Annotated in this window: 20 protein-coding genes; 16 read left to right on the forward strand and 4 right to left on the reverse strand. The window is 69.1% G+C overall.

From position 1 onward, the window contains the following. Positions 1–218: 218 nt before the first annotated feature. The gene (locus tag BJ960_RS03005; RefSeq protein WP_121075925.1) at positions 219–587 is read left to right on the forward strand and encodes a hypothetical protein; all 369 of its coding nucleotides are present in this window, start codon (positions 219–221) and stop codon (positions 585–587) included. 154 nt (positions 588–741) lie between these two features. Then, positions 742–1,101 (forward strand): hypothetical protein, encoded by a 360-nt coding sequence (locus BJ960_RS03010; protein ID WP_121075922.1) that lies wholly within the window; start codon positions 742–744, stop codon positions 1,099–1,101. Positions 1,102–1,218: 117 nt separating this feature from the next. Here the strand turns inward: BJ960_RS03010 and BJ960_RS03015 are convergent, their stop codons facing one another. The 3 genes from BJ960_RS03015 to BJ960_RS03025 form a co-directional block, all read right to left on the reverse strand. After that, positions 1,219–2,502, reverse strand: coding sequence for an ArgE/DapE family deacylase (locus tag BJ960_RS03015; RefSeq protein WP_185986200.1), 1,284 nt, complete (start codon positions 2,500–2,502; stop codon positions 1,219–1,221). Between the two features lie 27 nt (positions 2,503–2,529). Further along, entirely contained in the window at positions 2,530–3,861 is a 1,332-nt protein-coding gene (locus BJ960_RS03020; protein ID WP_185986201.1) for an MFS transporter, read from the reverse strand. A gap of 158 nt (positions 3,862–4,019) precedes the next feature. Further along, a complete protein-coding gene (locus tag BJ960_RS03025) occupies positions 4,020–5,189 on the reverse strand; it encodes a helix-turn-helix domain-containing protein (protein WP_185986202.1) in 1,170 nt (389 codons plus the stop codon). A gap of 256 nt (positions 5,190–5,445) precedes the next feature. Here BJ960_RS03025 and BJ960_RS03030 point away from each other — a divergent pair, with 256 nt between their 5' ends. The 12 genes from BJ960_RS03030 (at position 5,446) to BJ960_RS03085 (ending at position 22,885) form a co-directional block, all read left to right on the forward strand. Beyond that, entirely contained in the window at positions 5,446–9,129 is a 3,684-nt protein-coding gene (locus BJ960_RS03030) for a phosphodiester glycosidase family protein (RefSeq protein ID WP_185986203.1), read from the forward strand. Between the two features lie 319 nt (positions 9,130–9,448). Beyond that, positions 9,449–10,057 carry a dihydrofolate reductase family protein gene (locus BJ960_RS03035; RefSeq protein WP_185986204.1) on the forward strand — a complete coding sequence of 203 codons (609 nt, stop codon included), beginning with the start codon at positions 9,449–9,451 and terminating at the stop codon, positions 10,055–10,057. A gap of 380 nt (positions 10,058–10,437) precedes the next feature. Next, positions 10,438–11,439 carry an aldo/keto reductase gene (locus BJ960_RS03040; protein WP_185986205.1) on the forward strand — a complete coding sequence of 334 codons (1,002 nt, stop codon included), beginning with the start codon at positions 10,438–10,440 and terminating at the stop codon, positions 11,437–11,439. After that, complete coding sequence (locus BJ960_RS03045) at positions 11,436–12,815, forward strand: amidohydrolase (RefSeq protein ID WP_185986206.1); 1,380 nt, start codon at positions 11,436–11,438, stop codon at positions 12,813–12,815. Before BJ960_RS03040 ends, BJ960_RS03045 begins: the two co-directional genes overlap by 4 nt. Continuing rightward, complete coding sequence (locus BJ960_RS03050; RefSeq protein WP_185986207.1) at positions 12,812–13,825, forward strand: ABC transporter permease; 1,014 nt, start codon at positions 12,812–12,814, stop codon at positions 13,823–13,825. The genes BJ960_RS03045 and BJ960_RS03050 overlap by 4 nt, the downstream gene beginning before the upstream one ends. Further along, a complete protein-coding gene (locus BJ960_RS03055) occupies positions 13,825–14,754 on the forward strand; it encodes an ABC transporter permease (protein ID WP_185988120.1) in 930 nt (309 codons plus the stop codon). The genes BJ960_RS03050 and BJ960_RS03055 overlap by 1 nt, the downstream gene beginning before the upstream one ends. Beyond that, a complete protein-coding gene (locus BJ960_RS03060; RefSeq protein ID WP_185986208.1) occupies positions 14,751–16,481 on the forward strand; it encodes a dipeptide ABC transporter ATP-binding protein in 1,731 nt (576 codons plus the stop codon). Before BJ960_RS03055 ends, BJ960_RS03060 begins: the two co-directional genes overlap by 4 nt. Next, the gene (locus BJ960_RS03065) at positions 16,478–18,139 is read left to right on the forward strand and encodes an ABC transporter substrate-binding protein (protein ID WP_185986209.1); all 1,662 of its coding nucleotides are present in this window, start codon (positions 16,478–16,480) and stop codon (positions 18,137–18,139) included. The genes BJ960_RS03060 and BJ960_RS03065 overlap by 4 nt, the downstream gene beginning before the upstream one ends. Positions 18,140–18,173: 34 nt before the next feature. Continuing rightward, positions 18,174–19,304, forward strand: coding sequence for an LLM class flavin-dependent oxidoreductase (locus tag BJ960_RS03070; protein WP_185986210.1), 1,131 nt, complete (start codon positions 18,174–18,176; stop codon positions 19,302–19,304). A 100-nt stretch (positions 19,305–19,404) separates the two neighbouring features. Continuing rightward, positions 19,405–20,553 carry an LLM class flavin-dependent oxidoreductase gene (locus BJ960_RS03075; protein ID WP_185986211.1) on the forward strand — a complete coding sequence of 383 codons (1,149 nt, stop codon included), beginning with the start codon at positions 19,405–19,407 and terminating at the stop codon, positions 20,551–20,553. Beyond that, on the forward strand, positions 20,550–21,947 hold the full coding sequence (locus BJ960_RS03080) for a flavin reductase (protein WP_185986212.1): 1,398 nt from the start codon (positions 20,550–20,552) through the stop codon (positions 21,945–21,947). The genes BJ960_RS03075 and BJ960_RS03080 overlap by 4 nt, the downstream gene beginning before the upstream one ends. 122 nt (positions 21,948–22,069) lie before the next feature. After that, positions 22,070–22,885, forward strand: a complete 816-nt coding sequence (locus BJ960_RS03085) for a CPBP family intramembrane glutamic endopeptidase (RefSeq protein WP_185986213.1) — start codon at positions 22,070–22,072, stop codon at positions 22,883–22,885. An 87-nt stretch (positions 22,886–22,972) separates the two neighbouring features. Here the strand turns inward: BJ960_RS03085 and BJ960_RS03090 are convergent, their stop codons facing one another. Next, entirely contained in the window at positions 22,973–23,341 is a 369-nt protein-coding gene (locus BJ960_RS03090; RefSeq protein WP_185986214.1) for an SdpI family protein, read from the reverse strand. A 310-nt stretch (positions 23,342–23,651) separates the two neighbouring features. Between BJ960_RS03090 and BJ960_RS03095 the strand changes: the two genes are divergently transcribed. Beyond that, positions 23,652–25,028 (forward strand): NAD-dependent succinate-semialdehyde dehydrogenase, encoded by a 1,377-nt coding sequence (locus tag BJ960_RS03095; RefSeq protein ID WP_185986215.1) that lies wholly within the window; start codon positions 23,652–23,654, stop codon positions 25,026–25,028. A gap of 134 nt (positions 25,029–25,162) precedes the next feature. After that, the gene (locus BJ960_RS03100; protein WP_185986216.1) at positions 25,163–26,464 is read left to right on the forward strand and encodes an MFS transporter; all 1,302 of its coding nucleotides are present in this window, start codon (positions 25,163–25,165) and stop codon (positions 26,462–26,464) included. The last annotated feature ends 30 nt before the right edge of the window (positions 26,465–26,494 follow it).

Consider the following 26,494-nt stretch of genomic DNA (forward strand, 5'->3'; position numbering starts at 1 on the left):
CGGGTGTGGGTTGGCACAGAGGCACGAAAAGCATACGCAAGGGTAATCGGAACTGCCTTGTATTGAAACGTGTGCCGGACCGCTCAGAACACTGGCCTGGCGATAATCCTCAGGAGCAAGAGTGGGACTGCAGCCAAGCTGCTGGAGTACTGTGATGGTTGCGGACGCGAGAAACATTCAACGCCACATTCGCTCGTGCCGAAGGGAGCTGGTTGTCGATGCACGTTCAGAGCTTGTCGGCCCTCAAAGAGGCGGTCGGTTCCCATTTTCAGGCGAAGGCGCGTTACCGGGGAACCGTTCGTCATGATCCAGAGCGAGATCGAGAAGATGGCTTCGTGCGATTCTTGCTGTTTGACTCGTTTACTTTTGGTTTCGGCTTTTCGGGGGCACCTTATACCTCGGTGAGTTGCTTCTACGAGGCCTCGGAGAGCTCGACAACAACCGTGCTGTTGGGTATCGACCTTGCCTTTGTCGAGAATGACGAGGAATCAATTTCGCGGGCGCTCGGCCACGTCGAGCAGTACTGTCGGCTTCGACTCCCGGACAAGTACCTGGACGCGTGGGAGGTGGCGCAGTCATCCAACTGAACCTGACCGTCCGTTCCTCGCTCAGAGATCCAAGTTGTAGTTGACTTGAGCCAGATGGCCTTCGGGTTCGAGATCGGTGCCGAATTCATGAATTGTGCCAACGAAAGCCTTGACCCGGTGGTCAAATTGACGAAGCAGTGGGAGGACTTCAGACGTGACCTATGTGTCCGACCTTCGCGATCTGTATCGCAAGACTCAACTCACGATTCGACAGTTTGGGAGTTGCACCTTCGCGTCCAGTGAACACCTTCACGTAGAGTTTGTCTGCTATGGCGCGCTGGTGTTTTATGTCGCAATGCCGCGGGAGCCGTATTCGAGCCTGTCGGTGAGCCATATCTACGGTCCGGACGGGAATTCCTCGCATGTGCTTCTCGGCCATGACCTCACTTTCGTGGAGAACACGGAAGAAGCTTTTTCGGCAGCCTTCGAGGTCGTGCGAGAGTTCTCGCGGCTTCGCCTCCCCGACAAGTACCTGGAGGCCTGGGAAGCGGCAGAACAGCGTAAGCGAAGCTAAGTGCACGAGTCTGCGCCGCGCAAAGGAGACGCAGACTCGTGCGTAGATCGGCTCAGCAACTGGGTCGCGCCGCCCTGCCGATCCGCCGCCGGCGCAACACCGGCGGCGGACTCGCCCCTACGCCGCCTCGGTCACCCCGCACCAGGAGGCGAGGAACAGCGCCATCGACTGCGTGCACTTGCGGATGGACTCGATGCTCACCCGCTCGTCGAAGCCGTGGATGTTCTCGGACACGGGCCCGTAGACGAGCGTCGGGATGCCGCCGTAGTTCACGAACACGCGCCCGTCGAGGTAGCCGGGGGTGGTGAAGCTCGTGAGCTCGCGCGAGAACGCGGTGCGGTGCGTCTCCTCGAGCAGCGCCTCCGCGTCGCTTCCTGGCTCGAGCACGTAGCCCTCGGCGTAGAAGCCGTCGCGGGTGAGCTGCACGTCGAACGCGCGTGATCCGTCGGCCGCGAGGGTCGCGCCGTCGACGCACTCGACGATCTCGCGCCAGGCGTCGTCGGCGGTGACGCCGGGGTAGGTGGCGACGCGCACGCGCACCTCGCACCAGGCGGGGACGCTCGAGGGCCAGTCGCCGCCCTGGATCCCGCCGAAGTTGAAGTTGATCGGGTGATCGAGGTCCTCGAAGTAGCGGTGGTTGCCGCGGTCGGCGTTCCAGCTTTCTTCGAGCACGCGGAGCGCCGAGATGACCCCGTAGGCCGCGTCGATCGCGTTGAAGCCGTTCGCCATCTCGCGCGGGTGGGTGGGGAAGCCTTCGATGCGAGCGGTGAACCAGAGGACGCCGACGTTGGCGCGCACGAGCGCGTCTTCCTCGGGCTCCGAGATGATCACGGCGTCGGCGGTGTATCCGCGCAGCAGCGCGGCGAGGGAGCCGTTGCCGGTGCACTCCTCTTCGACGACTGACTGCAGGTGCACGCGACCGGTGAGTTCGAGCCCGGCGGCGCGGATCGCGTCGAACGCGAACAGGTTCGCGATGAGGCCGGCCTTCATGTCGCCCGCGCCGCGGCCGTACATCCAGCCGTCGTTCACGGCCGCGTCCCACGGGGAGCGCGACCACTGCTGCTCGGGGCCCTCGGGAACGACGTCGATGTGTCCGTTGAGGATCACGGACTTGCCGGTGTCGGTGCGCGGGGCGTACGTGCCGACGACGTTGGTCATCTGCGTGTAGTCGACGGTCGACGGGCCGTAGCCGGGGTGGGCGGTGAGCTCGGGCGAGGCGATCGTCCAGCGGTCGACGTCGAGGCCGAGGTCGCGCATGCGCGACGCCATGAGGTCCTGCGCGGGTTCTTCCTGCGCGCGCAGCGACGGCGCCTCGACGAGGTCGATGGTCGCGGCGAGCTGCGCGTCGAAGTTCGCGTCGACGGCCTCGAGGATGCGGGCGGCGAGTTCGTTCTGGATCATGCGTGTGTTCCTTTCAGGGTGGGCGGGTTAGGCGTCGACAACGATGGGCTTGTCGCGGACTCGGAGCTTCTCGCCGAAGTAGCCGCCGACGGCGGTGAGGAGGGCGATGACGACGAGGATGAGCGCGGCGCCCCAGGACGCGTTGTTCGAGACGGTGAGCATCGCGGTCGCGATGAGCGGGAGGAAGCCCGAGGTGGCACCCGCGATGTTGTAGCCGAGCGCGACGCCCGAGTAGCGCAGCTTCGCCGGGAAGAGTTCGGCGAGTAGCGCGCCGGACACCGCGTACGCGATGGTGACGAGCATGATGCCGGCGGTGATCGCGACCGTGATCGCGACGGGCGATTTCGTGTCGATGAGCCAGAACAGGGGGAAGGAGGCGGCGGCGGTGAGGATCCCGCCCCAGAACGTCACGCGGCCCGGGCCGACGCGCTCGGCGAACCTACCGGCGAGGACGGTCACGAAGATCTGCGCGACGGCGGCAATGAGGGTCGCGTTCACCATCACCTGACGGTCGACGCCGAGCGTGTTCGAGCCGTACGAGACGACGAACGTGGTGATCATGTAGAAGCCGCCGACGCCGAGCAGCGCGCTGAGCGTCGCGACGATGAGCCTGCCCCAGGCGAACCTGAAGACCTCGAACGCGGGCACCTTCGCGACCTCCTGCTCGGCGAGCAGGTCGGCGAAGATCGGCGACTCCTCGACCTTCACGCGGATGTAGAGCGCAACGAGCAGCAGCGGGAACGCGAGCAGGAAGGGGATGCGCCAGCCCCACGCGTCGAACGCCTCGGGCGGGAGCATGAGCACGACGGCGAACGCGCCCGACGACAGCAGCGTGCCAACCGGCGAACCGATCTGCACGAGCGCGGCGAAGCGGCCGCGCTTCTCGGCGGGCGCGTGCTCCACGGCCATCGTCACGGCGCCGCCCCACTCGCCGCCGACGGCGAGCCCCTGCACGAGGCGGAGGATCGCGAGCATGATGGGCGCGGCGAGCCCGACCGACCCGAAGTCGGGGAGCACACCGATGAGCCCGGTCGCAACGCCGATCATCACGATCGTGATGAGGAGCGCGGGGCGGCGGCCGACACGGTCGCCGATATAGCCGAACAGGATCGCGCCGAGCGGGCGTGCGGCGAAGCCAACGCCGAACGTGGCGAACGAGGCGAGCAGCGCGGCCGTCGGGTTGAGCTCGGTGAAGAACAGCCGGTTGAAGACGAGCGCGGCGGCGGTGCCGAACAGGAAGTAGTCGTACCACTCGAGCGCGGTTCCGACGAACGCCGCGCGCGCGATCTTGCCGGCGTCCGCGCCGCTGATGGTCTGGAGGGGAGCGTGAGCCTTGGACCCCTGAACTGGTTGGGACATCTGCGTTCCAATCGTGCATCAAGACATCGATCGAGGCGCGCGCCGGGCGGGCGCGGAGGCCTCGGCCGCGACGCGAAGCGCGCCGGGCAGGATCGAGCCTAGGCGTCGAAATGCAGCGACAGAATGTCTAGATCACCCCGAAATTACCTCGCCGGTGTTCATTCCGACACCGCCGGATCAGCGTCGGCGGGACCGACCCCGGCCGGACCGAGCACGGAAGGGCCGAGCGGCAGCACGAGCAACGCGATCGCGGCGTCGCGCGGCACGGTGAGGTCGAGCCCCGTGAGGCTCGTGAACGCCCGCAGGCGCTTGAACACCGTGTTGCGGTGCACGAAGAGGTCGTCGGCGGTGGCTTGGATCGATCCTGATCGCACGAACGCGCGCACGGTCTCCGCGAACCGCTCCCGCTCCTCGGCGGGCGCGGCGTGCCAGCCGCCGACAAGCTCGTGCTCGAAGCCGGCGACGAGGCTCGCGGCCTCGGCGCGCAGCAGCGGCGCGAACCCCTCACGCAGCGACGTCGGCGCGGTGCCACCGGTGGCGGCGAGCAGCGCGCGGGCGAGTGCGGCGGCGCGGGCGAGGGCGGCGACGCCGCGCACCTCGGAAACGTGCGCGCCGTCCTGCGCGAGGAAGCCGTCGGGCTCCGCGCCCGGGCGGGCTTCCCGCTCCCGAAACAGCACGGCGACGTCGCCGTCGATATGGAGGAGCGCCCCGCGCCACGCCTGCGTGGTGACTGCGACGCGGGGATCGTCGGCGCCGGGGAGTGCGACGAGCTCGAAGACGGCGTCGGCGCGCAGCCCGAGCAGCTCGACGGCTGCGGCGAGCGAGGCAGGATCGGTGTCGCTCGCGAACACCCGCGCGAGCGCGCGCTCTCGCGCCGTCCGCCGCTGCTGCGCCATCAGCTGCGACTCCTCGAGGAACGCGGCCTGCACCTCCGTCGCGTAGCGCTCGACGACGCCGAGGATCCGCTCGCCGTTCGCGACGAGCTCGTCGACGAGGTCGGGGTCCGCGGCGCGGTGCAGAGCCCGCCACAGCACCCGGAAGTTGATGCGCACGCCCTCCATGAACTGGTCGATGCGCATGCCCTGGCGGGCGCGCTTGCGCCCGAGCTCGCCGGAGAACCTGGCCGAGCGTTCCGCGTCGTCCGCATCGCCGAGCCGGGCGAGGAAGATGTCGAACGCCCCGACGGCGGTGCGCTCGATGTCGTCCGCGGGGATGAGGCCCGCGGCGTACCCGTCAAGCTGCGCGAGTTCCGCGAGGAAGTCTGCGAGCAGGGCAGGAATGTCGCTGCGTACGCGGTCGAGCAGCACGGGCCAGGCGGAACCAGTCATGGGTTCTATTCTGGGGTGCGGCGTGAGGTAGGGCGAGTGCTCCACCCGCTGGGCGACGCCGCACCGGGCCACGTCACCACCGTGACCCGGGGCGTGTTCAACGGGTGCCCGTGAGCCGCGACCTCCGCCCGGCCACCCTCCGGTAACTTTTGCGCCACCTTGCTTCCCTACGCTGACCTGAGCGTGCGGGGTTGCTCAGCCATGTCCTGGCAATTGCGCGCGCACCCCATAACTCAAGAAAGGTTTGCGTCAACTCGTGGCTTGGTTTAGACGAACACCCCTCACAACAACGCTCGCAGCCGGGCTCTGCCTCGGCATTGCCGTCGGCGGCATCACCCTCGCACCCCAGTCCGCTCTCACCGCCAGCTACGCTGCGCCCGACACCGGCGGCCTCGACCTCGGTGGCCGTGATTCGAGCCTGCTCCGCGCAGAGACTCGCCAGCTCGCCCCCGGGCTGAAGGCCACAAGCTTCGACAGGCTGCAGGGCGAGGGCTGGGTAACGGGCGACGTGCTCATCGCCGACCTCGGCACCCCGACTCTGTCTATGGATGTGCGCGACTCGGGCAGCCTCACGAGGCCGGCCCCGGTGACTGAGCACACGCTTGGCGAACACGCCGTGGCCGCGGTCAACGGATCATTCTTTGACATCAACAACTCCGGTGTCGCGCAGGGCACGAACGTTTCATCGAGCGAGGGCGTAAAGACGACGAGCGGCTCGCCCGTTGAGAGCTTCACGCTGAGCGGCGGTATCGCGGCGATCCAGGCCCTGGCCTCGGCAGCCACCCTTGAAATCGGTGGCGCCACTCATGATGTCAGCACGGTGAACAACATCGGTATCCCCGCGAACGGCATCGGCTACTTCACACCGATGTGGGGCGAATACCCCGTCGCCCGGGCTATTGGTGGCCCGTCGAATATCGACCCGAAGTTTCTGCGCGTTGAGGTCGCCGACGGGGTCGTGACGCGCATCTCGTCTGATCTCGCTGAGATCACCGGGCCCACCGCCATCGCGGCCGGCACCGGGGTCGTGCTTGCGCGCGGCGATGCAGTTGACCTCTTCGCAGGCGTGAAGGCCGGCGACGCATTGCCCGTCACGGTCGCCGCGAGCTCCGACGTCGACCTCGCAATCAGCGGTAATCAGCGGCTCGTCATTGACGGCGCGGTCGTCGCAGAGGCAGGCAAGGGCGAGCCCCGCACCGCGGTCGGCGTGAGCGCCGACGGCAGCACGGTCTACGTCGTTTCCCTTGACGGGCGTCAGAGCCACTCACGCGGCATGGCGCTCGACGAGCTCGGAGAGTTCATGGTTGAGCTCGGCGCGCACAACGCGGTCAACCTCGACGGCGGGGGCTCAAGCACCCTGCTCATGCGCGAACCCGGCACGGACGCGCTGAGCGTCGGGAACGCGCCGTCTGACGGGCACCTGCGCAGTGTGCCGAACAGCCTCGTGTTCTCGTCGACGGCCCCAGACACTGGCCTTGTTGACGTCATGGTGGCCCCCGCGCCAAAGCTTGACGACGCAGACGCGGTCTTCCCCGGGTTCTCACGCACCGTGTCGGGCATCGGCCTCGACGCGAACCGCGGTGCACTCGCAACCGTGGGCGAGTTCTCGGTCACCGGTGACAACGCGACGCTCGCCGCCGTCGACGCCGACACCGCCAAGGTCACCGGCGTCGCCCCCGGCACAGCACCCGTCACGTTTACGGCAGAGGGCAAATCGGCGACCCGCGAACTGCGCGTGCTCGGCGACCTCGACAGGCTCCGCGCCAGCCAGAGCGTCATCGCCCTTGTCGACGAGAACGGCAGCGAGACCGTGACGATCACCGGCCTCGACAAAGACGGGTTCAGCGCGCCGATCGAGGCGTCAGACCTCACGGTGTCCGCGGGCGCAGACGTCTCAGTCGAGTCGCTCGACGGCAACACCTTCACGATCACCCCGCGGGTTGCCTCGGGTGCCGCGACAGTGTCGTTCTCGGCGGGCGACCGCCGCGTCGATGTCGCAGTAACCGTCGGCCTCGAAGAAGCCCCCGTGTCAGACCTCGCGAACGCGAAGGACTGGACCTTTCGTGCTGACCGCGCAACCGGCGAGATCGCGCAGACCACCGGGCCGAACGGTGAGGCCGCGCTGAAGCTCACCTACGACTTTGCCTCGTCAACGGGCACACGCGGTGCCTACGCAGTCGCGCCCGAACCGATTGAGATCGCTGGCCAGCCGAAGGCCCTCAAGATGTGGGTGCACGGCGACGGAAACAGCACCTGGCCGCGCCTGCAGATGAAGACCGGCGCGGGCACAACAATGAACATTGATGGCCCGCACACTAGCTGGACGGGCTGGCAAGAGCTCACCTTCAACGTGCCCGTCGGCACTGCGTATCCCCTCAAGCTTGAGCGGGTGCGCATGATGGAGACGTCAGCTGCGAAGCAGTACACCGGCGAGACGGCATTCGCAGGTATTCGCGCGGTCGTGGCCCCCGAGGTTGCACAGCCCGAGTCGCCGGTCGTGCACGACCCGCTCGTCGTCACCAACGGCACCGTCGACAAGCGCGCGCAGCGCATCGCCGTGATGAGCGACGCGCAGTTCGTGGCGCGCAACCCAGAAGGCGCGAACGTGCAGGGCGCGCGCCAGACCCTGCGCGAAATCCTCGCGGCGAAGCCGGAGATGTTTGTGATCACCGGCGACTTCGTCGACGAGGCCGCGCCCGAGGACTTCGACCTCGCGCGCAAGATCTTGGACGAGGAGATCGGCAACAAGCTCCCCTGGGTCTACGTGCCGGGCAACCACGAGGTCATGGGCGGTCCGATCGAGAACTTCATCGCCGAGTTTGGCCCGACGAAGACGAAGCAGCAGGTGGGCGGCACCCTGGTCATCACCCTGAACACCGCGAATGGTAACTTCAACAGCTCGGACAAGCAGCAGATGCGCTTCCTGGAAGACGCGCTTGCCGAGGCTGAGAACGACTCGACGATCACGGGCGTGCTCGTGTTCGCCCACCACCCGGTCGATGACCCGAAGAGCAGCAAGGATAGCCAGATCTCAGACCGCATCGAGGCGAAGCGGTATCAGGATCGGCTTGCGCAATTCCGTGCCGACACCGGCAAGTCAATCGCGTCGATCAACGGCCACGCCGGCGTCTTCCACGCGACGAGCCATGAGGGCGTATCGACGTTCCTCAGTGGAAACTCGGGCAAGTCACCGTCGAGCTCACCCGACAAGGGCGGTTTCACGGGCTGGGCGATGCTTGGGATCAACCCGAACTCGGGTGTCGTCGGGCACGATCCCGCCCCCGTGACGAGCCGCACCAACTGGCTCCAGACCGAAGTGAAGCCCCGAGTTGACGAGGTTACGCTCGGTGCGTCAGCTGCGGTCCCCTCGGCCATGACGGTCGGAGACACTGTCACGGTCGACGCCACGATCTCCCAAGACGGCGGACGCATTGTGCCCGTGCAGTGGCCGATGAGCGCAGTCTGGGACGGCGAAGCGGTTGTCATTGATGATGGCGCCGTAGAGACCGACAAACGTGGCATCGCGCTGAGCGCGAGCGTGAGCGAGTCGGCCGCCGAAAGCGTGGTCAGGTTCAACCCGTCGACGGGGGCGCTGACCGCAACCGGAGCGGGGCAGGCGACGCTTGCCGTCACGGTGAACGGTGTGACGAGCGAGCACACGATCGAGGTCTCGGGCGATACGACCGGCCCCGTGGATCCGGGTGGTCCCGGTGAGTCGGAGGGCCCGGGTGAGTCGGGGGACGGCGGCGATAACGGCAGCGGTACTAAGCCCGGTACCGGCTCCGTGGCAGGACCTGGGGCCGGGTCCGAGGGCGAGCACAACCTTGCGGCCACCGGTGGTCACGAACTGCAGTGGACGCTGGCCGCCGTCCTCGTGAGTGCGCTGCTCACCGTGGGAGGGCTGCTCGTGTTCTGGCGGCGCCGTTCGCCGAACAGCTGAGGGTACTGCCTCGAGAAGCAGGGGCAACGTGTGCCACTGTGGGTCAGCTCTGCGCTGCACCCTCAGTGGCACACGTCTTTCCGCGTCTTTGTCCGTGTCCGGCCCCGCCCGGGCGCCCAGCCCCGGTTTCAGACTGCGGCCCGCCGCGGTCGAGCAGCACGGGCCAGGCGGACCCAGTCATGGGTTCTATTCTGGGGTGCGCCCGTCGGATCGGCATCCGCGACCTCTCGCTCCGCCAGCGTCGCGGGAGTAGCATTACCAGTCCCTACCCCTCCGTCACCGTCGACGCAACGGGCGGACCGAGCGCGCGGAGCACCCCATGAGCGACACCACCTGCCACATGTCCATCTCGCTCGACGGCTTCGTCGCCGGGCCCAGGCAGAGTCTGGAGCACGGGCTCGGCGTCCGCGGCCACGAGCTGCATGCGTGGCACATGGGCGATACGCGGGCGACCAGCGCCGACGAGGTCGCGAACTCGTGGCTCATGCGCCCCCGCGGCGCCTACGTGATGGGCCGCAACATGTTCGGCCCGATCCGGGGCGAGTGGGAGCCAAGCTGGGAGGGGTGGTGGGGCGCTGAGCCGCCGTACCACGCGCCCGTGTTCGTGCTCACGCACCATCCTCGCGAGCCCATCGAACTGGCGGGCGGGACCACGTTCCACTTCGTCACCGACGGGTTTGATGCCGCCTACGCGCAGGCCGTTCAAGTTGCGGGGGATCGGGGTGTCGACATCGCGGGCGGCGCGTCCACCGTTCGCCAGGCGCTCGCCGCAGACGTCATCGACGAGCTCGTGCTCGACGTCGCGCCCGTGCTGCTCGGGGCGGGGGAGCGGCTGTTCGACGGCGTCGCAGCGTTCCCGTTCGAGCCTGTTGAGACGCTTCACTCGCCGCTCGCGACCCACATCCGGTATCACCGGGCCGGCGGCTAGTTCGGCGGCTAGTTCGGCGGCTAGTTCGGCGGCTAGTTCGGTGGCTAGTTCGGCGGGTGCCTCAGCATGGGCCGAGGTGCCGCACACGCGACGCCGCGCGGCCGCTGCGTCGCCGGAGCGTCACCGCGGCGGCGCCATAGCTCCGCCGTGGCGCAGCCCGAGCGCGTGCTCGGCAGCGTGCACGCGCCCCGAATGTCGGCGTTGCCACCGCCCGCCCGTTTATTCCTCTGTGACGAACCGTGTCGAAGTGTGACGGGATCGGACGCGAACCGCGGCGCCGACACGTAACAAGACTTTCGCTTTAGTTATGTCTCCCATTAGATTCTGTCCAAGTTGTCGGGCTGAATCACAGCCCGCGAATGGGCAGGGAGCGTGGCGAAGTGGGAGCACGGACAGCAATCGTTGGGGGTGGCGGGGGGCCGCTGGCGGCCGGGGACCCTCACCCAGGAGCCGCGGCGACGCGCGGGGTCTCGCCGGGCGACCCCGACACCGACCTCGCCGGTCACCGGGTGTCGCGGGTCGCGTTCGGCGCGGCCCGGCTCACCGCCGGCGACGGCTGGGGTACCCCGGAAGACCCCGAGGCCGCGAAGGATCTGCTCCTCGCCGCCGTCGACGCCGGCTTCAGCTACGTCGACACCGCCGACGCGCTCGGCCCCGGCGTCAGCGAGCGCCTCATCGGCGAGGCCATCGGCAACCGCGCTGACGTGCTCGTCGCGACGAAGGTTGGCATGCTCCGCCCATCGGCAGACGCGTGGGGCGTGCTCGGCAGACCCGACTACCTGCGCCAGCAGATCCAGCTCAGCCTGCAGCGGCTGCGCCGCGACCGCATCGACCTGCTCTACCTCCACCGCGTCGACCCGACCGTGCCGCTCGCCGAACAGCTCGGGGCGCTCCAGGAGGCGCGCGACCGCGGCGACGTCGGCGCGATCGGCGTGAGCGAACCCTCCGCCGCGCAGCTCGACGCGGTGCTCGAGCTCGAGCCGGGCCTCGCCGCCGTGCAGAGCCTGTTGAACGTCGCGGCGAGGCAGAACGGCGAGATCGCCGCGCGCCTGGAGCGGCTCGGGATCCCGTTCGTCGCGTACTGGCCGCTCGTCGGCCGCGGGCTCAGGGCCGAGCACAAGCAGCTGCTGTTCGCCGAGCTCCAGCGCATCGGGCAGACCGTCGGCCTGAGCGCGCACCAGCTCAGCCTCGCCTGGATCTTCTCGGCGCACCCGAACGCGCTCGCCGTCGCGGGATCGCGCTCACTCGTCCATCTCGTGCAGAACCAGCAGGCCGCCGGCACCCGACTGGACTCCTGCGTCAGCTCCGAGGTCGAGGCCGCCGTCCAAGCGGTGCTCGGCGACACCCCATTCGACCCCCGCTTCCCCGAGGAGAACTCATGACCACCACCGCACCCACCGCCGCCAAGCCCCGCACCGGCACCGACCCGCTCGCGACCTACCTCGCCTACGCGGAGACGGAGCAGGCGCCGGGTGGCCATGCGGGCGGCGACGCCGGCGCAGGATCCTCCCCGGTCCTCACCGCCGCAAGCCCGTTCGGCGGCGCACCGGAGGCCCTGCACGGCAGGATCGTCGACCGCGTCGAGGCCGCCCGCGACGAGCTGCGGGCCCTCGCGGTCGCGCTGTTCGAGGACCCGGAGATCGGGTTCGAGGAGCACCGGAGCGTCGCCCGCATCGCCGAGCTGCTTGCCGCAGGCGGCCACCAGGTCGAGACCGGGTCGTTCGGCCTGCCGACGGCGTTCCGCGCGAGCGTCGGGTCGGGGTCGCCGCACTTCGCGATCGTCGCCGAGTACGACGCGCTGCCTGGCATCGGGCACGCCTGCGGCCACAACATCATCGCCGCGGTCGCGGCGGGCGCCTTCGCGGCACTCGCGCCCGAGGTCGCGGCGCTCGGCGGCAAGCTGAGCATCATTGGCACGCCGGCCGAGGAGGGCGGCGGGGGCAAGGAGCATGTGCTGCGAGCGGGCGGCTTCGACGGCGTCGACGCGGCAGGGATGGTGCATCCGTCGGTCGGCTCCGAGGTTTCGCCGATCTACGGCTCGGGCACGAGCGGCGTGCGGCGACTGCGGGTGCGCTACCACGGCAGGGCCGGGCACGCGGCGGCGAGCCCCCAGCTCGGGCTCAACGCGCTCGACGCCGTCGTCACCGCCTACCAGTCGATCGCGCAGCTGCGCCAGCACATCCTGCCGATCGACCGCATCCACGGCATCATCACGAACGACGGCGCCGCAGCGAACGTGGTGCCCGACCTCGCGGAGGCCGAGTTCCTCGTGCGCTCGAGCGAGATCGACACGCTGAAGGTGCTCACCGAGCGCGTCATCGACGCGCTCGAGGCGGCAGCGCTCGCGACAGGCACGACCGCCGAGATCGACGTCGACTTCGAGCCGCCGTACCTGCCGCTGAATCCGAACGTGCTGCTCACGAAGCACTGGGCCAGGCGCCTCGAGACCCGCGGCCGGGTCGTCCCGCTGACGCCCGCGCGCGTCAGGCTCGGCGGCCCCTCCACCGACATGGGCAACGTGAGCTGGGCGATCCCGGCGGTGCACCCGGCGCTCGGCCTCGGCGGCCCGGCCGACGTGGCGCCGCACAACGCCGCGTTCGCGGAGTCCACGGTCGAGCCGCCGGCGTTTGACGCGCTCGTCGACGCCGCGATCGCGCTCGCGGGCCTCGCCGCCGACTACCTCGCGGACGGCGGGCTTCGGGCCGCGGTGCGGGAGGAGTTCGATGCGAACGGCGGCGTCAGGCGGTGGACGTCGTGAGCGCGGCCACGCTCACGGGGGAGCGCCGGGGCGCCGCCGGCGGGCCTGTCGCGGCACCCGATGAGGATCGCCGGGGCGCACCCCGCTGGCCCCGCATTCTGCTGCGCAGCCTCGTCGATCTCGTGCTCGTCGTCTGGCTCGCCGCGACGATCGCGTTCCTCGCGCTCCGCCTCATTCCCGGCGACCCGCTCGACGTGTTGCTCTCGGGTGTGCAGGACGCGACGCCCGAGATGCGCGCCGAGATCGCCGCGCACTATGGCCTCGACCGGCCGGCGATCGTGCAGTACTTCGGCTACCTCTGGGGCGTCGTGCAGGGTGACCTCGGCACGAGCTACCACCGCGGCTCGCCCGTCACGCAGGTGCTCTTCAGCGAGCTCGGCCCCACCGTCGAGCTGACGGTCGCGGCGATGCTCGTCGCCGTCGTCGCTGCGGTCGCGCTCGCCCTCGCGACGAGCGGCCAGCGGCCAGGCGTGCGGCTCGCGGCGCAGGGCCTCGAGGTTGTCGCGGTGTCGGTGCCGTCGTTCTGGCTCGGCATCGTGCTCATGACAGTCTTCTCGTTCGGGCTCAAGTGGGTGCCAGCGTTCAGCGGGGACTCGCCGGCCGGGCTGATCCTGCCCGTCGTCACGCTCGCCGTGCCGCTCGTCGGCGTCATCACGCAGCTGCTCCGCGAGCGCGTCGAGCATCAGCTGCACGAGCCCTTCGTCACGACGGTGCGGGCCCGCGGGGTGAGCGAGGCGCGGCTGCGCTCGCAGCACCTGCTGCGCCACGCGAGCGTGCCCGTGCTCACCCTGAGCAGCATCATCTTCGGGTCGCTGCTCACGGGCACCGTCGTCATCGAGACGCTGTTCGCGCGGCCCGGCATCGGCCGCGTCATCGTGCTCGCGCTGCAGGACCGCGACGTGCCCGTCGTGCTCGGCTTCGTCGTCTTCGCCGCCGTCGTCTTCATCGTCATCAACACCGTCGTCGATCTGCTGCTTCCGCTCAACGACCCGCGACTCAAGGGGGCATGATGGTCAGCCGTATCGTCCGCGACCAGCGCCCCGATGGGGGAGGCGCGGCGGCGTCCCTGGCGCCGGGCCAGCGTCGGCCGGCCCGCGCGCCACGGAGCGCCCGGGCGGGCAAGCCAGGCCGCCCACCGGTCGGCGTGCTCGTCGCGCTTGGGGTGTTCGCGCTGCTCGTGGTCGCCGCCGTCGCGCCGTCGCTCGTCGCGCCGCAGAGCCCGCTCGCGAGCGACCCCGCGAACTCGTTCGCCGGGCCGAGCGCCGAGCACTGGCTCGGCACCGATCAGCTCGGCCGCGACCAGTTCTCGCGGCTCGTGCACGGCGCGAGGTACTCGATCCTGCTCGGGATCGGTGCGACCCTCATCGGCCTCGCCGGTGGCATCGTGCTCGGCGTCGTCGCCGGCTACGCGCGCGGCACCTGGGATCGCGCGATCACCCGCCTCCTCGACGTGCTGCTCGCGTTCCCCGACGTGCTCGTCGCGCTCGTAACCATCACGGTGCTCGGGCCGGGCGAGTGGAGCCTCATCTGGGCGGTCGGGCTCGGCCGCATCCCCGGCTCGGCGCGCCTCGTGCGAGGCGAGGTGCTGCGGGTGCGCGAGACCGGGTTCGTGCGCTCCGGGATCGGCCTCGGCCTGAGCCCCGCGCGCCTCGTCGTGCGCCACGTGCTCCCGAACAGCCTCGGCCCGGTGCTCGTGCACGCGGTGCTCGGGGTCGGCGTGAGCATCATCTTCGGCGCCTCGCTGAGCTTCCTCGGGCTCGGGGCGGTGCCGCCGACGCCCGAGTGGGGGCTCATGCTCTCGGAGGCCAGGCAATACCTGAGCATCGCGCCGTGGGTGGCGATCTGGCCGGGCCTACTCATCACCATCACCGTCGTCTCGATCACGGTCGTCGGCCGCTTCGCGCAGCAGCGCTTCATCACGAAACGGAGTTCGCTATGACACACGCCAGCGCAGCGCACGCCCCCGCCGGGCAGGCCTCGGCGCCGCCGATCGCCGACGTGTGCGGTCTCACCGTCTCCTTCGGCGGGCAGGTCGCCGTGCGCGACGTCTCGTTCAAGCTCACCCCCGGCAAGTGCGTCGCCCTCGTCGGGGAATCAGGATCGGGCAAGTCGGTCACCGCCCGCAGCCTCCTCGGCCTCGTCGGGCGCGGCGCCGACGTGCGCGCCGACAGGCTGCGCCTCGGCGAGCGCGACCTCCTCGGGCTCTCCGCTCGGGAGTGGCTCGCGGTGCGCGGCTCGGAGGTCGGGTTCGTGCTGCAGGACGCGCTCGTCTCACTCGACCCGCTCATGCGAGTCGGCAGGCAGGTCACCGAGGCGATCACCGCTCGCGGGCGGCTGCGCGGCGCCGCCCGCGCCGAGCGCGCCATCGACCTCCTCGAGCGGGCCGGCGTCCCCGAGCCTGAGCTTCGGGCGCGGCAGTACCCGCACGAACTGTCAGGCGGGCTGCGCCAGCGCGCGCTCATCGCGAGCGCGGTCGCGGGCGACCCCGGCCTGCTCATCGCCGACGAGCCGACGACGGCGCTCGACGTCACCGTGCAGGCGCAGATCCTCACCCTGCTCGGGGAGCTGCGCTCCGGCGGCACCGGGCTGCTGCTCGTGAGCCACGACCTCGCGGTCGTCTCGCAGCTCGCCGATGAGATCCTCGTGCTGCATCGCGGCGAGGTCGTCGAGCAGGGCAGCGCCGACTCGGTGCTCGGCTCGCCCCGCACGGCGTACACGAAGACGCTGCTCGCGGCGATCCCGGCGGAGCGTCCCCGGCGCGAGCCGGCACCGACCCCGGCGGCCGCGGCGGGCGCCGTCGAGCCGGGCGCCCCCGCCCGGCGGCCGCCGGTGCTCCAGGCGCTGAACCTGCGCAAGCAGTACGCGCGGCCGGGCGGCGGGCACACCGCCGCGCTCGACGGCGTCTCGTTCGCGCTGAACCGCGGCGAGACGCTCGGCATCGTCGGCGAATCAGGCTCGGGCAAGTCGAGCGCGGCGAACGTCGTGCTCGGATTCACGGACCCCGACGCGGGCGAAGTGCTGCTCGACGGCGAGGTGTGGTCGGCCGCGCGCGAGCGCGACCGGCGCCCCAGGCGGCACCGCATCCAGGCGATCTCGCAGGATCCGCTCGGCTCGTTCGACCCGCGGGCCGACGTGCGGGCGATCCTCACCGAGGCGCTCGCGGCCGTCGGTGTCCCACGCGCCGAGCACACCGACCGCGCCGTGGCGCTCCTCGAACAGGTCGGGCTCGGCGCCGAACACCTCGCGCGCAACCCGCTCGAACTCTCCGGCGGGCAGCGGCAGCGGGTGGCGATCTCGCGGGCACTCGCGACCGACCCCGAAGTGATCGTCTGCGACGAGGCGGTCTCCGCGCTCGACGTGTCGGTGCAGGCGCAGGTGCTCGACCTGCTCACCGAACTGCAGCGCCGCCTCGGCGTCTCGCTGCTGTTCATCTCGCACGACCTCGGCGTCATCCGCAGCATCGCCGACGAGGTCATCGTCATGCGCGGCGGCCGGGTCGTCGAGGCAGGCCGCACCGAGCAGGTCTTCACGGCCCCGCAGCACGACTACACCCGCGAACTCATCTCCGCGATCCCGCGCCTCCGGGGCGCCGGGAGCGCGGGTCCTGGCCCAGCACACCCCTCCGAACCATCAGCAGCATCCACCGAAAGAACGACAACATCATGAACCGAAGACTCATCACCATCCCCGCGCTCGCCGCCACCGCGCTCCTCGCGCTGTCGGCCTGCACGACCGCCGGGGCGAACGCCGGGGAGGCTGGCGGCGAGCCGTCGACGCCCACGCCCGGCGGCACCCTCACCTACTTCGCGAACACCGAGCCGCCCGTGTGGGACGGCCAGCGCATCCCGAGCCTGAACGCGAACTCGATCAACAGCTCAATCTTTGACACCGTCGTCGCGCAGGCCGACGACGGCACCTACAAGCCGGGGCTCGCGACGACGTGGGAGATCAGCGACGACGGCCTCACGTACACGTTCACGCTGCGCGACGACGTCACGTTCCACGACGGCACGCCCTTCAACGCTGAGGTGTTGAAGCAGAACCTCGACCGGCCGCTCGCCGAGCCCGACCTTGCGACGGTCTCGACAGGGATCGCGTCGACGAAGGTCGTCGACGAGCACACGCTCGAGGTCGTGCTGAGTCGACAGAACGCGGCGTTCGTGCACGCGCTGTCGACGCCGCACTGGCCGATCTACTCGGGCAAGGTGCTCACTGAGCACACGTCGGCAGAGCTCGCCGCCTCGCCCGAACTGTCGATTGGCACGGGCGCGTTCAAGGTGAGCGACTACCAGAAGGGCTCGAAGCTCGTGCTCGAGCGCAACGAGGACTACGACTGGGCGCCCGAGACGTGGGAGCACGACGGGCCAGCGTACCTCGACGAGGTCGTCATCCAGTTCGTGCCCGAGACGCAGGCTCGCATCGGCGCGCTCACCTCGGGTCAGGCCGACGCGATCGACCAGATCCCGCCGCTGAACATTCCCGAGGTCGAAAGCGCCGGGCTCACCGTGCTCGAGAAGGACAACACGGGCACCCCGTACTACGTGGCGCTCAACCCGAACCTCGCGCCCTTCGACGACAAGAACGTGCGCCTCGCCTTCCGCGAGTCCGTCGACATCGACGGCCTCCTCAAGGGCGTCTACGCTGGCGTCTACGAGAAGGCGTGGAGCACCACGCTGCCCGGCACCCCGCCCGAGGGCTCGTTCGACGAGACCCTCAAGGGCAGTTGGGGCTTCGATCCCGAGCACGCCGCCGAGCTACTCGACGCGGCGGGCTACACCGAGGTCGACTCCGACGGCTACCGGGTGAAGGACGGGGAGCGGCTCACGCTGCGCTGGAGCGTTGACAGCCTGTACCAGCAGACCGACCAGCGGCAGCAGCTCGGCGAGGCGATCGCGTCGTCGCTGAAGGACGCCGGCTTCGAGGTCATCCGCACCCCCTACGACACGGCCGCGTATACCGCCCAGCTTGCCAAGGGCGAGCACCACCTCGCGGACTCGTCGCGCGGGTTCGCCGACGTCGGCACCTCGGTCTACCCGTTCACGACGGGCGGCATTCCGAGCTCGAACGGCGGCTCCGGCATCAACTACGGCCTGCTCAGCGACCCGGCCATCGACGACGCCTACGCCGTGATCAGCAGCTCGCTCGACCCCGATAAGCGCATCGCGGCCGCGAAGCAGGTGCAGCATCGCATCATCGACGAGGGCTACGTCGTGCCGATCTACGTGCCGAAGAAGATCGTCGGCACGACCGACAGCGTCAACGGCTGGAAGTTCGACGCCGTCGGCTACACCGACTCGTTCTTCGACGTCTGGCTGACCAAGTAGGCCCGCCACGGCCACACCCGAAAGGAACTTCGCAATGCCACGAATCGACCTCTTCTACTACGGCGACACCTCGCCCGGCCAGTCGCCCGCCCAGCTCTACCGCGAGATCGAAGAGCAGATCGTGCTCGGCGATCAGCTCGGCTACCACGGCGCGTGGGTGACCGAACACCACTTCCAGGCGCGCGGCGAGGTGCCAGACCCGCTCACGCTGTTCGCGCGGCTGAGCGGCACGACCGAGCGCATCCGCCTCGGCACCTCGATCGCCTGCGCGCCGTACTACCACCCGATCCGGCTGGCCGAGCAGGCGGCGCTCGTCGACGCGCTCTCGGGCGGCAGGCTCGACCTCGGCGTCGGCACCGGGATGACGACCCCCGAGCTCGCGGCCGTGTGGGGGTTCCAGCCCGACGACGCGGCCCGGCGCGCGAAGGAGGTCCACGAGATCCTCACCCAGGCCTTCGACGACGGCGTCGTGAACTACGCCGGCGAGTTCTACAACTACTCCGACGTGCGCATCTCGCCGCCCGCTGGCCGCCCGGCCAGCGACCTCATCTGGACGGCGGCGGGCCGCAACGCGATCCCGCTCGCGACCGCCCACGGGTTCCGACTGATGATCCCGAGGCCGCTGCCACTCGCGCAGCGGCTGCAGATCAACGCGGAGTATCGCGCGGCGGTGCCCGGCGGCGAGGTCATCCACCTCCGCTCCGGGCTCGTCGGCCCGACCCGCGAGCTCGCCCGCGAGCGCGCCGTCGAGTTCCTCCGCGAGTACGCCGCCGTCTACCTCCGCACCGACTGGCGTGGCGGCCCGGACAGCGAGGCCTTCGACGACATCGCCGAGAAGCTGTCGTTCGCCGTCGGCACCGCCGAGGAGGTCGCCGACAAGATCTGGGAGTGGACCGAGCAGTTCGGGGGTACCGAGGAGACCGCGATCCAGTTCCACGGCCCCCACGCCGCGCACGCGCACGCGCTCGAATCCATCGAGCTTTTCGCCACGCAGCTCGACGCGCTGCAGGCAGACGCCCCGCGCACGAGCGTCGCGTGGGAGGACCGGGGGATCCCCGACCGGCCGGTGCCCGCGGGCCTCACGCCGTACACCGACAGCGTCGGCGACCCGGACGTGCGCCGGCTCGTCGGGGCGCAGGCCACGGCGCCGGCCGCGGCCAGCTGACAGACCCCGGAGCCGCACCCCGGGCCGCTGACAGACCCCAGAGCCGAACCCCGGGCCGCGCGCCGGCCCGCCGAATCGAACGAACCAGGAGAACCCCATCATGACCACCACACCAGCCCGCCCCGCCGAGCCCCTGCACCCGCAGGCCGGCACGCGCAGCCCGCTCGGCTCAACCGACATCGGCGAGCGCCTGCGCATCGGCTTCATCACCCACTTCGACCAGAGCGAGGACACCGCCTCGATCTACCGCGAGAACATCCGCCTCGTGCAGGCGCTCGAGGAACAGGGATACGACAGCGCCTGGATCGCGACCCGGCATTTCGGCAGCGGCTGGGCCGCCGCGCCAAGCCCGTATGGCCTGCTCGGCGCGCTCGCCGCCTCCACCGACCGCATCGGGCTCGGCACCGCGGTGCTCCCGATCATCTTCGACGACGCGGTGCGCGCGGCCGAGGAGCTCTCGGTCATCGACCATCTCGCGGGGCACCGCCTGCTCGTCGGGCTCGGCAAGGGGGTGCCGAGCGACTCGTACCAGGTGTTCGAGGCCTACTCGCCCGACCGCGACCAGAGCTTCAGCGAGAAGATCGAGACCCTGCACTGGGCGCTCGAGGGGAGCCAGGTCGAGGGCGGATCCCAGTCGATCTACCCGGCGAATACCTCGCTGCAGGGGCGGCTCTTCCACGGCAGCTCGAACGACGCGACGATCCGGTACGCGGCCGAGCGTGGCGACGGCTTCATCCTCGAACGCTTCGGCAACGGGCCCGAGCGCGAGCCTGGAGAGCGGCAGACGTTCCAGCGCCGCCAACTGCGCACCGTGCTCGACTACCGGCGCGTGTTCCGCGAGACGTGGGGCGAGAGCCGCACCCCCTATGTGGTGACCTCGCGCAGCGCGTACCCGGGCGTCACGACCGAGGCCGCGCTCGCCGAAGCCTCGACCACGGCGGCGCGCTGGAACGAATACGCGGGGATCCTCGGCCGCGTGAACCCCGCCTACTCGCCCGCCGACCAGCTGCTCTCCGACAACTTCGTGTGGGGCGACCCGCAGGCGCTCGCCGCCGACCTGCTCGCAGACCCGACGGTGCTGCTGAGCGACGAGCTCGTGCTCGGCATCCATCCCGCTTTGCATTCGGTCGACGAGACGATCGCGAAGGCGAAGATCCTGCTCGACGAGGTCGTGCCGCTCGTGCGCGAGGGGTGGACGACGGGACGGGCCGAGCTGCTCGCCGCCGAGGAATCGCAGGTCGCGTCATGAGTCTCGTCGCGCGCGCGGAGGTGGCAGAAGAACAGGTCGCGGGGGCCGGCGAGGCGCGGGCCGCCGATCCTGAACGCCGGGAGCCGGGCGAGGCGCTCACCCGCGACTGGCGGGCGTGGCAGCGGGAACGGCTCGCGGCGGCGACCGCCCCGCACGGGCCCGCGGCCCTCGTGCTCACCCAGTGGGTGACGGGCGCGGAGCCGCGGGAGGTCGCGGGGCTGCCGGGCCGCTGGGCGGCGGTGGACGGCGTGCTCACCGCGACGGGGTTCGCGACCGGCGACTACCTGCTCCCGGGCGGCGCCGCGGCCACCGCGCCGCTGTGGCTCGGCGACCCGGCCGTGACGCCCGGGGCTTCCCCCGAAGTGACCTCCGGTGGAGCGCTCGTGCGCCCGTTCGCGCGTGAGGGGGTGCTCGCGGTGCGGGTCTTCGACCCCGAAGCTCCGGGGCGGGTCGGGCTCGACGCGATTGACGCCTTCGCGCCCGACGCGGACTGGATCGTGCCCGCGCGCTTCGAACCGAACCAGCGCACCGTGCCGGTCGAGCTCGCCGACGGGCACCGAACGCTCGCCGACACCTCTGGCGACTTGGTCTTTGAACTCGCCGGAGCCGAGCACCGGCTCGCAGGGGCGCTCCGCGGGGGAGCGATCTCGGTCGTCTTCGGCGACGCGACGAACGGGGTCGAGAGCTACGGCTTCAGGTTCCTCACGGTGCCCGCGCCAGACGCAGCCGGCCGCACCGCGGTCGACTTCAACCGGGCCTACCTCCCGCCATGCGCGTTCAGCGACCAGTTCGTGTGCCCGCTGCCGGCGCCGGGGAACCGGCTCCCCGTCAGGATCGCCGCGGGCGAGCGCACCGTGCGGCGCCGTGAGACGGCGCAGGTCGAGGGCGGCGAGGCTGGCGATGCTGACGAGAAGGCGCGCACGCGGCGGTACCGCGACGTCATGGGCGCGTTTCCGTCTGGCGTGACCATCGTCACGACGCAGGGCGAGGACGGACCGGTCGGGTTCACCTGCCAGTCGTTCTATAGCGTCTCGATCGACCCGCCGCTCGTGTCGTTCTCGATCGCCCGCACCTCGAAGAGCCTCGCCGCCGTGCGGGCGAGCGGGCGGGTCGTCATCAACTTCCTCGGTGCCGCCCAGCGCCATCTCAGCGCCCAGTTCGCCCGCTCCGGCACCGACAAGTGGTCCGGGGTCGCCTGGACGCCGGCCGCCGACAACGGATCACCGGTGCTCGACGAGGTCACCGGCTGGGTCGCGGGCGACATTGAGCGCGAGATCGAGGCGGGCGACCACCTCATCTTCCTCGTGCGCGTGAGCGCCCTGCACACGGCGCCCGACGTGGAGCCGCTCGTCTTTCACCGCGGGAGCTACCGGGAACTCGAGTACATGATCTAGCGCGGTCGGCGCCCGGAGGCCTGGCGCCGGCCGCGCCACACGGTGAGCCAGGCGACCGCGCTCGCGAGCGTGAGCTACCGTTGAAGAACGCGTCCGCCGCACAGTCATCGTGAGGGAAGCAAATGACGAGACGACCACCGCCCGTCCGCCGAGTTGGGGCCGCCGCGTGGCGGGTAGCCGTCGCGGTGGGCTCGCTCTGGGTGGGACTCGTGATCCTCACCGCCGTGGTGCCGCCGCACAGCGACCCCTCGGACGCGGGCACGCTCGCGATCAGGATCGGCGCGGGAGTCGCGCTCAGTGCGCTTACGCTGCTCGTGATTGCGCTCCTGGCGCGGTACGCCGACGGTCTGCGGCTCAATGACGTGGGGCTTACATCGTTGCGCAGTGGCTGGCGGCTCGCTGTCTGGGGAGCGCTCCTATGGGTCGTTCCGGCCGCGGCCAGCTTTGGCGCGCTCGCGCTCTTCGGAAGACCGCTTCGCGCGACCGTCTCCGCAGGGGAACTCGTGCAGACTGTCGGGCTCGTGCTCGTCGCCGTGTTGCTGGCCGAAGCGATCCCTGAGGAAGCGATCTTTCGCGGCTACGTGACGACCGCGCTCGGTGCCGTGACACGTGGGTGGGGCACCATTGCCGTTCAGGCGGTGTTGTTTGTGCTCTTCGCCGGGATGATCCGACAGAGCTGGGACCCGACAGACCTCTCACTCTTCCTCGCGATGGGGGTTGGATTCGGGTACCTCCGGATGATCACGGGATCATTCTGGGCTTCGATCGGTTTTCACGCGGCCTTCCAGACAGGCTCCCAGCTCGTCCTGAGCCACAGCGTTATTGAGTTCTTTGGAGGCGTCGGGCTCGCGATGCTCGCCCTCGGCATGATCCCGTTCACTGTGGCCGCGATCGTCGTGAGTAGCGCGGGTGTGCCGCGCTGGTTCGCCCGAAGCTAGACGCTTCGCGCTCGGCCCCGAGAGTCGCCAGCCGTGCCTGATCGACTTGCGGGGAATCTGGTGCGCATGGCCTCGGGGTCGTCGGATCTACGCTGTCCTCTCCGGGCGATTGGCAGTGCCGCGCTTCGTATCCGCGTCACGGGCGGCTTTATTGGCTTGGTGGACCATGACCGCGAGTACAGGCAGGGTGAGGATTACGGGCGTCCAAAACGTCACGATGAACTTGTCTTCGGGTAGCGCAATGAGAAGTGCTCCCGCGAACGCCCACAGTACTGCGAGGCTGAGCATGAACGGCGCAGTTTTGCGGTTTCCGGCATACCACGCAGCCTCGGAACGCGTGGTGGCGCGCGTTCGCAACCCGACGGCGTCGTTGGGTTTGATCTTGTCTACTCGAACAAGCAGCCCAACGACCAGGAGTGTCACCGATACGACGATTAGGAGTACTCCTGTGAGCATTGCCGTGGTCTCCTTCGCTGAGTGACTGTCTGCTGAGCGGTGTGGCGACACGATGAAGCTTCGTGCCCCTTCCCACGCTAACGAGCTGCGCGCGATCTCGTCAACATCTGTCGTGAAGGTGCTTGGGGTGATGTGTGCGCGACCCGGCTTGCACCGGCAAACTCCCTGCGTGCCCCCAGTAGAATGGACACGCTTGACCGCCGGAGTAGCCGGGCAACCGCGCCGGTCGGTGATGCGATCAATCACAGTAATGGCATATCCATTGGGTGCCGTTTAATTGCACGGGAGTGCAGACAGGAAACCGATATCCATGGCGAAGTATCGAGTGCAAAACCCCGCAACGGGTGAGATTATCGAGAGCTTCGAATCCGCGACCGACGCGCAGGTCGAGCAGCAGCTCGCAGCCGCCGATTCGGTCTACCGCGAGTGGCGTGAGCGCAGCGTGCAGGAGCGCGCAGCGGTCGTCAAGCGCGTCGCAGAGATCTTTGCGGAGCGCCGCGAGGAACTCGCGGAGATCATCGCCCTCGAGATGGGCAAGTCGATCGCTGAGAGCCTCGACGAGGTCGATTTCGCGACCGACATCATCGAGTACTACGCGGTCTACGGGCCGGGGCTCATCACCGACTACGAGATCCCGAGCACGATCCCGGGCAAGGCCGTCATGGAGCATCTGCCCGTCGGCGTGCTGCTCGGTGTCATGCCGTGGAACTTCCCGTACTACCAGGTCGCCCGGTTCGCGGCGCCGAACCTGGTGCTCGGCAACACGATCCTGCTGAAGCATGCCGACATCTGCGCGAAGTCGAACCTCGCCATCCAGGAGATCATGGAGCAGGCCGGCGTGCCCGTCGGCGGCTACCAGGCTGTGTTCACCTCGCACGAGCAGATCGCGACGATGATCGCCGATCCGCGCGTCCAGGGTGTCTCCCTTACCGGGTCCGAGCGTGCTGGCGCGATTATCGGCGCGCAGGCCGGGACCCACCTGAAGAAGGCCGTGCTTGAGCTCGGCGGTATCGACCCGATGGTCGTGCTCGACAGCGACAACGTCGCAGAGATCGCGAAGACCGCGTGGGAGTTCCGCACCTACAACGGTGGCCAGGTCTGCAACTCGAATAAGCGGATGATCGTCATGGCGGATATCTATGACGAGTTCGTTGCCGAGCTGAAGAAGCTCGCCGAGGGCCTCACGCCCGGCGACCAGCTGAACCTGGGGGAGGGCGAGTACGCTCCGCTCTCGACCCGTGCCGCAGCAGAGACCGTCAATGCCCAGGTGCAGCGCGCGATCGAAGAGGGCGCGACGCTTGAGGCTGGCGGCGTGCTCTCTGACGGTCCCGGCGCCTACTACTCGCCGGCCGTGCTCACGGGCGTGCCGCGTGATTCCGAGTCGTACCAGGAGGAGATCTTCGGGCCGGTCGCGACCGTGTACAAGGTGCACAGCGATGAAGAAGCGCTCGAGCTCGCGAACGACTGCGCGCTCGGCCTCGGCGGCTCCGTGTTCTCGACCGATGAGGCTCGTGCGGCGCGCGTCGCTTCAAAGCTCGAGGTCGGCATGGCGCACGTGAACATCATCGCGGCTGAGGCCGCGGAGATCCCGTTCGGTGGAGTGAAGCGCTCCGGCTTCGGCCGCGAGATGGGCCCCGTCGGCATCGGTGAGTTCGCGAACAAGCGGCTCTACTTCGTGTCGGCCTAACGGTCGCCGCATAGCGCACGGTGGGGGTGCGGGCTCCGGCCCGCACCCCCACCTTCTGTCTCTGAGCACGCTCAAAGACAGAAGGTTACGTCCCACTGTCGCGTTCTGCAGGGCGAGCGGGAATACTGAGGGTCATGAGTGCTATCGATGAAGATACGAATCCACCGCCTCGCCAGAGCAGCCTGAAGACGCTCGTCGGCACCGGCGTAGGCAACGCCGTCGAATGGTTCGATTGGAACGTGTACGCGACGTTCGCCGTGTATTTCTCGACGCAGCTGTTCAACTCGGAGAACCCACAATCCGCTTTCCTGCAAACGATGGCTGTCTTCGCTGTTGGGTTCGTCGCTCGGCCGTTCGGAAGCTTCGTGTTCGGTTGGATCGGTGATCGTATTGGACGCAAACAGTCGTTGACGCTCGCGGTGCTCGCCGCCTCACTCGGTTCGCTCATCATCGCCCTCTGCCCGACCTACGAGCAGATGGGGTGGGTGGCCTCCGCGCTGCTGGTGTTCGCGCGCCTGGTGCAGGGTCTCGCGCACGGCGGCGAGATGCCCTCGGCGCAGACCTACCTCGCGGAGCACGCGCCGCGTGAACGACGTGGGCTCTTCGCGAGCTCGATCTACATCTCGGGCACGATCGGCCTGCTCGCAGGTCTCGGGCTCGGGCTGCTGCTGCAGGCGCTGCTCACCCCGGAAGAGATGAACGTCTGGGGCTGGCGGGTGCCGTTCGCGCTTGGCGCTGTGCTCGGCCTCATCGCCCTCTGGATTCGCTCGTCGATGAGCGAGTCGGAGGTCTTTGAAGAACACAAGACGCAGACGCGCGCACTCGAGATCCCTCAGGAGCACGTCTTCGTCTCGGTGATGAAGAACTGGCGAACTGGTCTGCGAGTCATCTTCATGACCGCAGGGCTCACTGTCTCGTACTACATCTGGTCGGTCACGATGGCCTCGGTTGCGCAAACGTCGTTCGGCTTTGACGCTCAGGATGCGTTTGGCGCCTCGCTAATCGGGAATGTGTTTCTCATCATTGTGCTGCCGTTCTGGGGATGGCTGTCCGACATCTGGGGCAGGCGTCCGACGATGATTGTTGGTCTTGCTGGAAGTGCGCTGCTGTATATCCCGATGGTGAATCTCATGTCTGGCGGGCAGTTTTGGCAGCTGACGGTTGCGATCTGCGTGCAGGTCGGCTTGCTGGCTGGGTTCCTATCGCATGCCCCGGCGACGTACGCAGAGATGTTCCCCACGGGGCAACGGACATCGGGGTTCGGCATCTACTACGCCATTGCGATCGCCGCGTTTGGCGGGACCGCCGGGTATGTGTTCACGTGGGTGAACAACCCCGTAGGCTTCGCGCTATATCTCATCCCGCTGCTCGTAATCGCTGTCGTGGTGATCTGGTTTATGCCCGAAACGAAGGGCAAGGATCTCGCGGACGGCTAGATTGAGGGGCGATAGAGGGTTCCGGCGAGC

Origin of the sequence: Leucobacter aridicollis (assembly GCF_013409595.1) — a bacterium.
Classification (GTDB): Bacteria; Actinomycetota; Actinomycetes; order Actinomycetales; family Microbacteriaceae; genus Leucobacter; species Leucobacter aridicollis.

Coding starts and splice junctions, on each gene's coding strand:
- BJ960_RS03025 (WP_185986202.1), bottom strand. CDS start 5,189: ATGACTGGTTCCGCCTGGCCCGTGCTGCTCGACCGCGTACGCAGCGAC.
- BJ960_RS03060 (WP_185986208.1), top strand. CDS start 14,751: ATGACACACGCCAGCGCAGCGCACGCCCCCGCCGGGCAGGCCTCGGCG.
- BJ960_RS03055 (WP_185988120.1), top strand. CDS start 13,825: ATGGTCAGCCGTATCGTCCGCGACCAGCGCCCCGATGGGGGAGGCGCG.
- BJ960_RS03015 (WP_185986200.1), bottom strand. CDS start 2,502: ATGATCCAGAACGAACTCGCCGCCCGCATCCTCGAGGCCGTCGACGCG.
- BJ960_RS03075 (WP_185986211.1), top strand. CDS start 19,405: ATGACCACCACACCAGCCCGCCCCGCCGAGCCCCTGCACCCGCAGGCC.
- BJ960_RS03045 (WP_185986206.1), top strand. CDS start 11,436: ATGACCACCACCGCACCCACCGCCGCCAAGCCCCGCACCGGCACCGAC.
- BJ960_RS03065 (WP_185986209.1), top strand. CDS start 16,478: ATGAACCGAAGACTCATCACCATCCCCGCGCTCGCCGCCACCGCGCTC.
- BJ960_RS03095 (WP_185986215.1), top strand. CDS start 23,652: ATGGCGAAGTATCGAGTGCAAAACCCCGCAACGGGTGAGATTATCGAG.
- BJ960_RS03085 (WP_185986213.1), top strand. CDS start 22,070: ATGACGAGACGACCACCGCCCGTCCGCCGAGTTGGGGCCGCCGCGTGG.
- BJ960_RS03035 (WP_185986204.1), top strand. CDS start 9,449: ATGAGCGACACCACCTGCCACATGTCCATCTCGCTCGACGGCTTCGTC.
- BJ960_RS03020 (WP_185986201.1), bottom strand. CDS start 3,861: ATGTCCCAACCAGTTCAGGGGTCCAAGGCTCACGCTCCCCTCCAGACC.
- BJ960_RS03070 (WP_185986210.1), top strand. CDS start 18,174: ATGCCACGAATCGACCTCTTCTACTACGGCGACACCTCGCCCGGCCAG.
- BJ960_RS03090 (WP_185986214.1), bottom strand. CDS start 23,341: ATGCTCACAGGAGTACTCCTAATCGTCGTATCGGTGACACTCCTGGTC.
- BJ960_RS03100 (WP_185986216.1), top strand. CDS start 25,163: ATGAGTGCTATCGATGAAGATACGAATCCACCGCCTCGCCAGAGCAGC.
- BJ960_RS03080 (WP_185986212.1), top strand. CDS start 20,550: ATGAGTCTCGTCGCGCGCGCGGAGGTGGCAGAAGAACAGGTCGCGGGG.
- BJ960_RS03005 (WP_121075925.1), top strand. CDS start 219: ATGCACGTTCAGAGCTTGTCGGCCCTCAAAGAGGCGGTCGGTTCCCAT.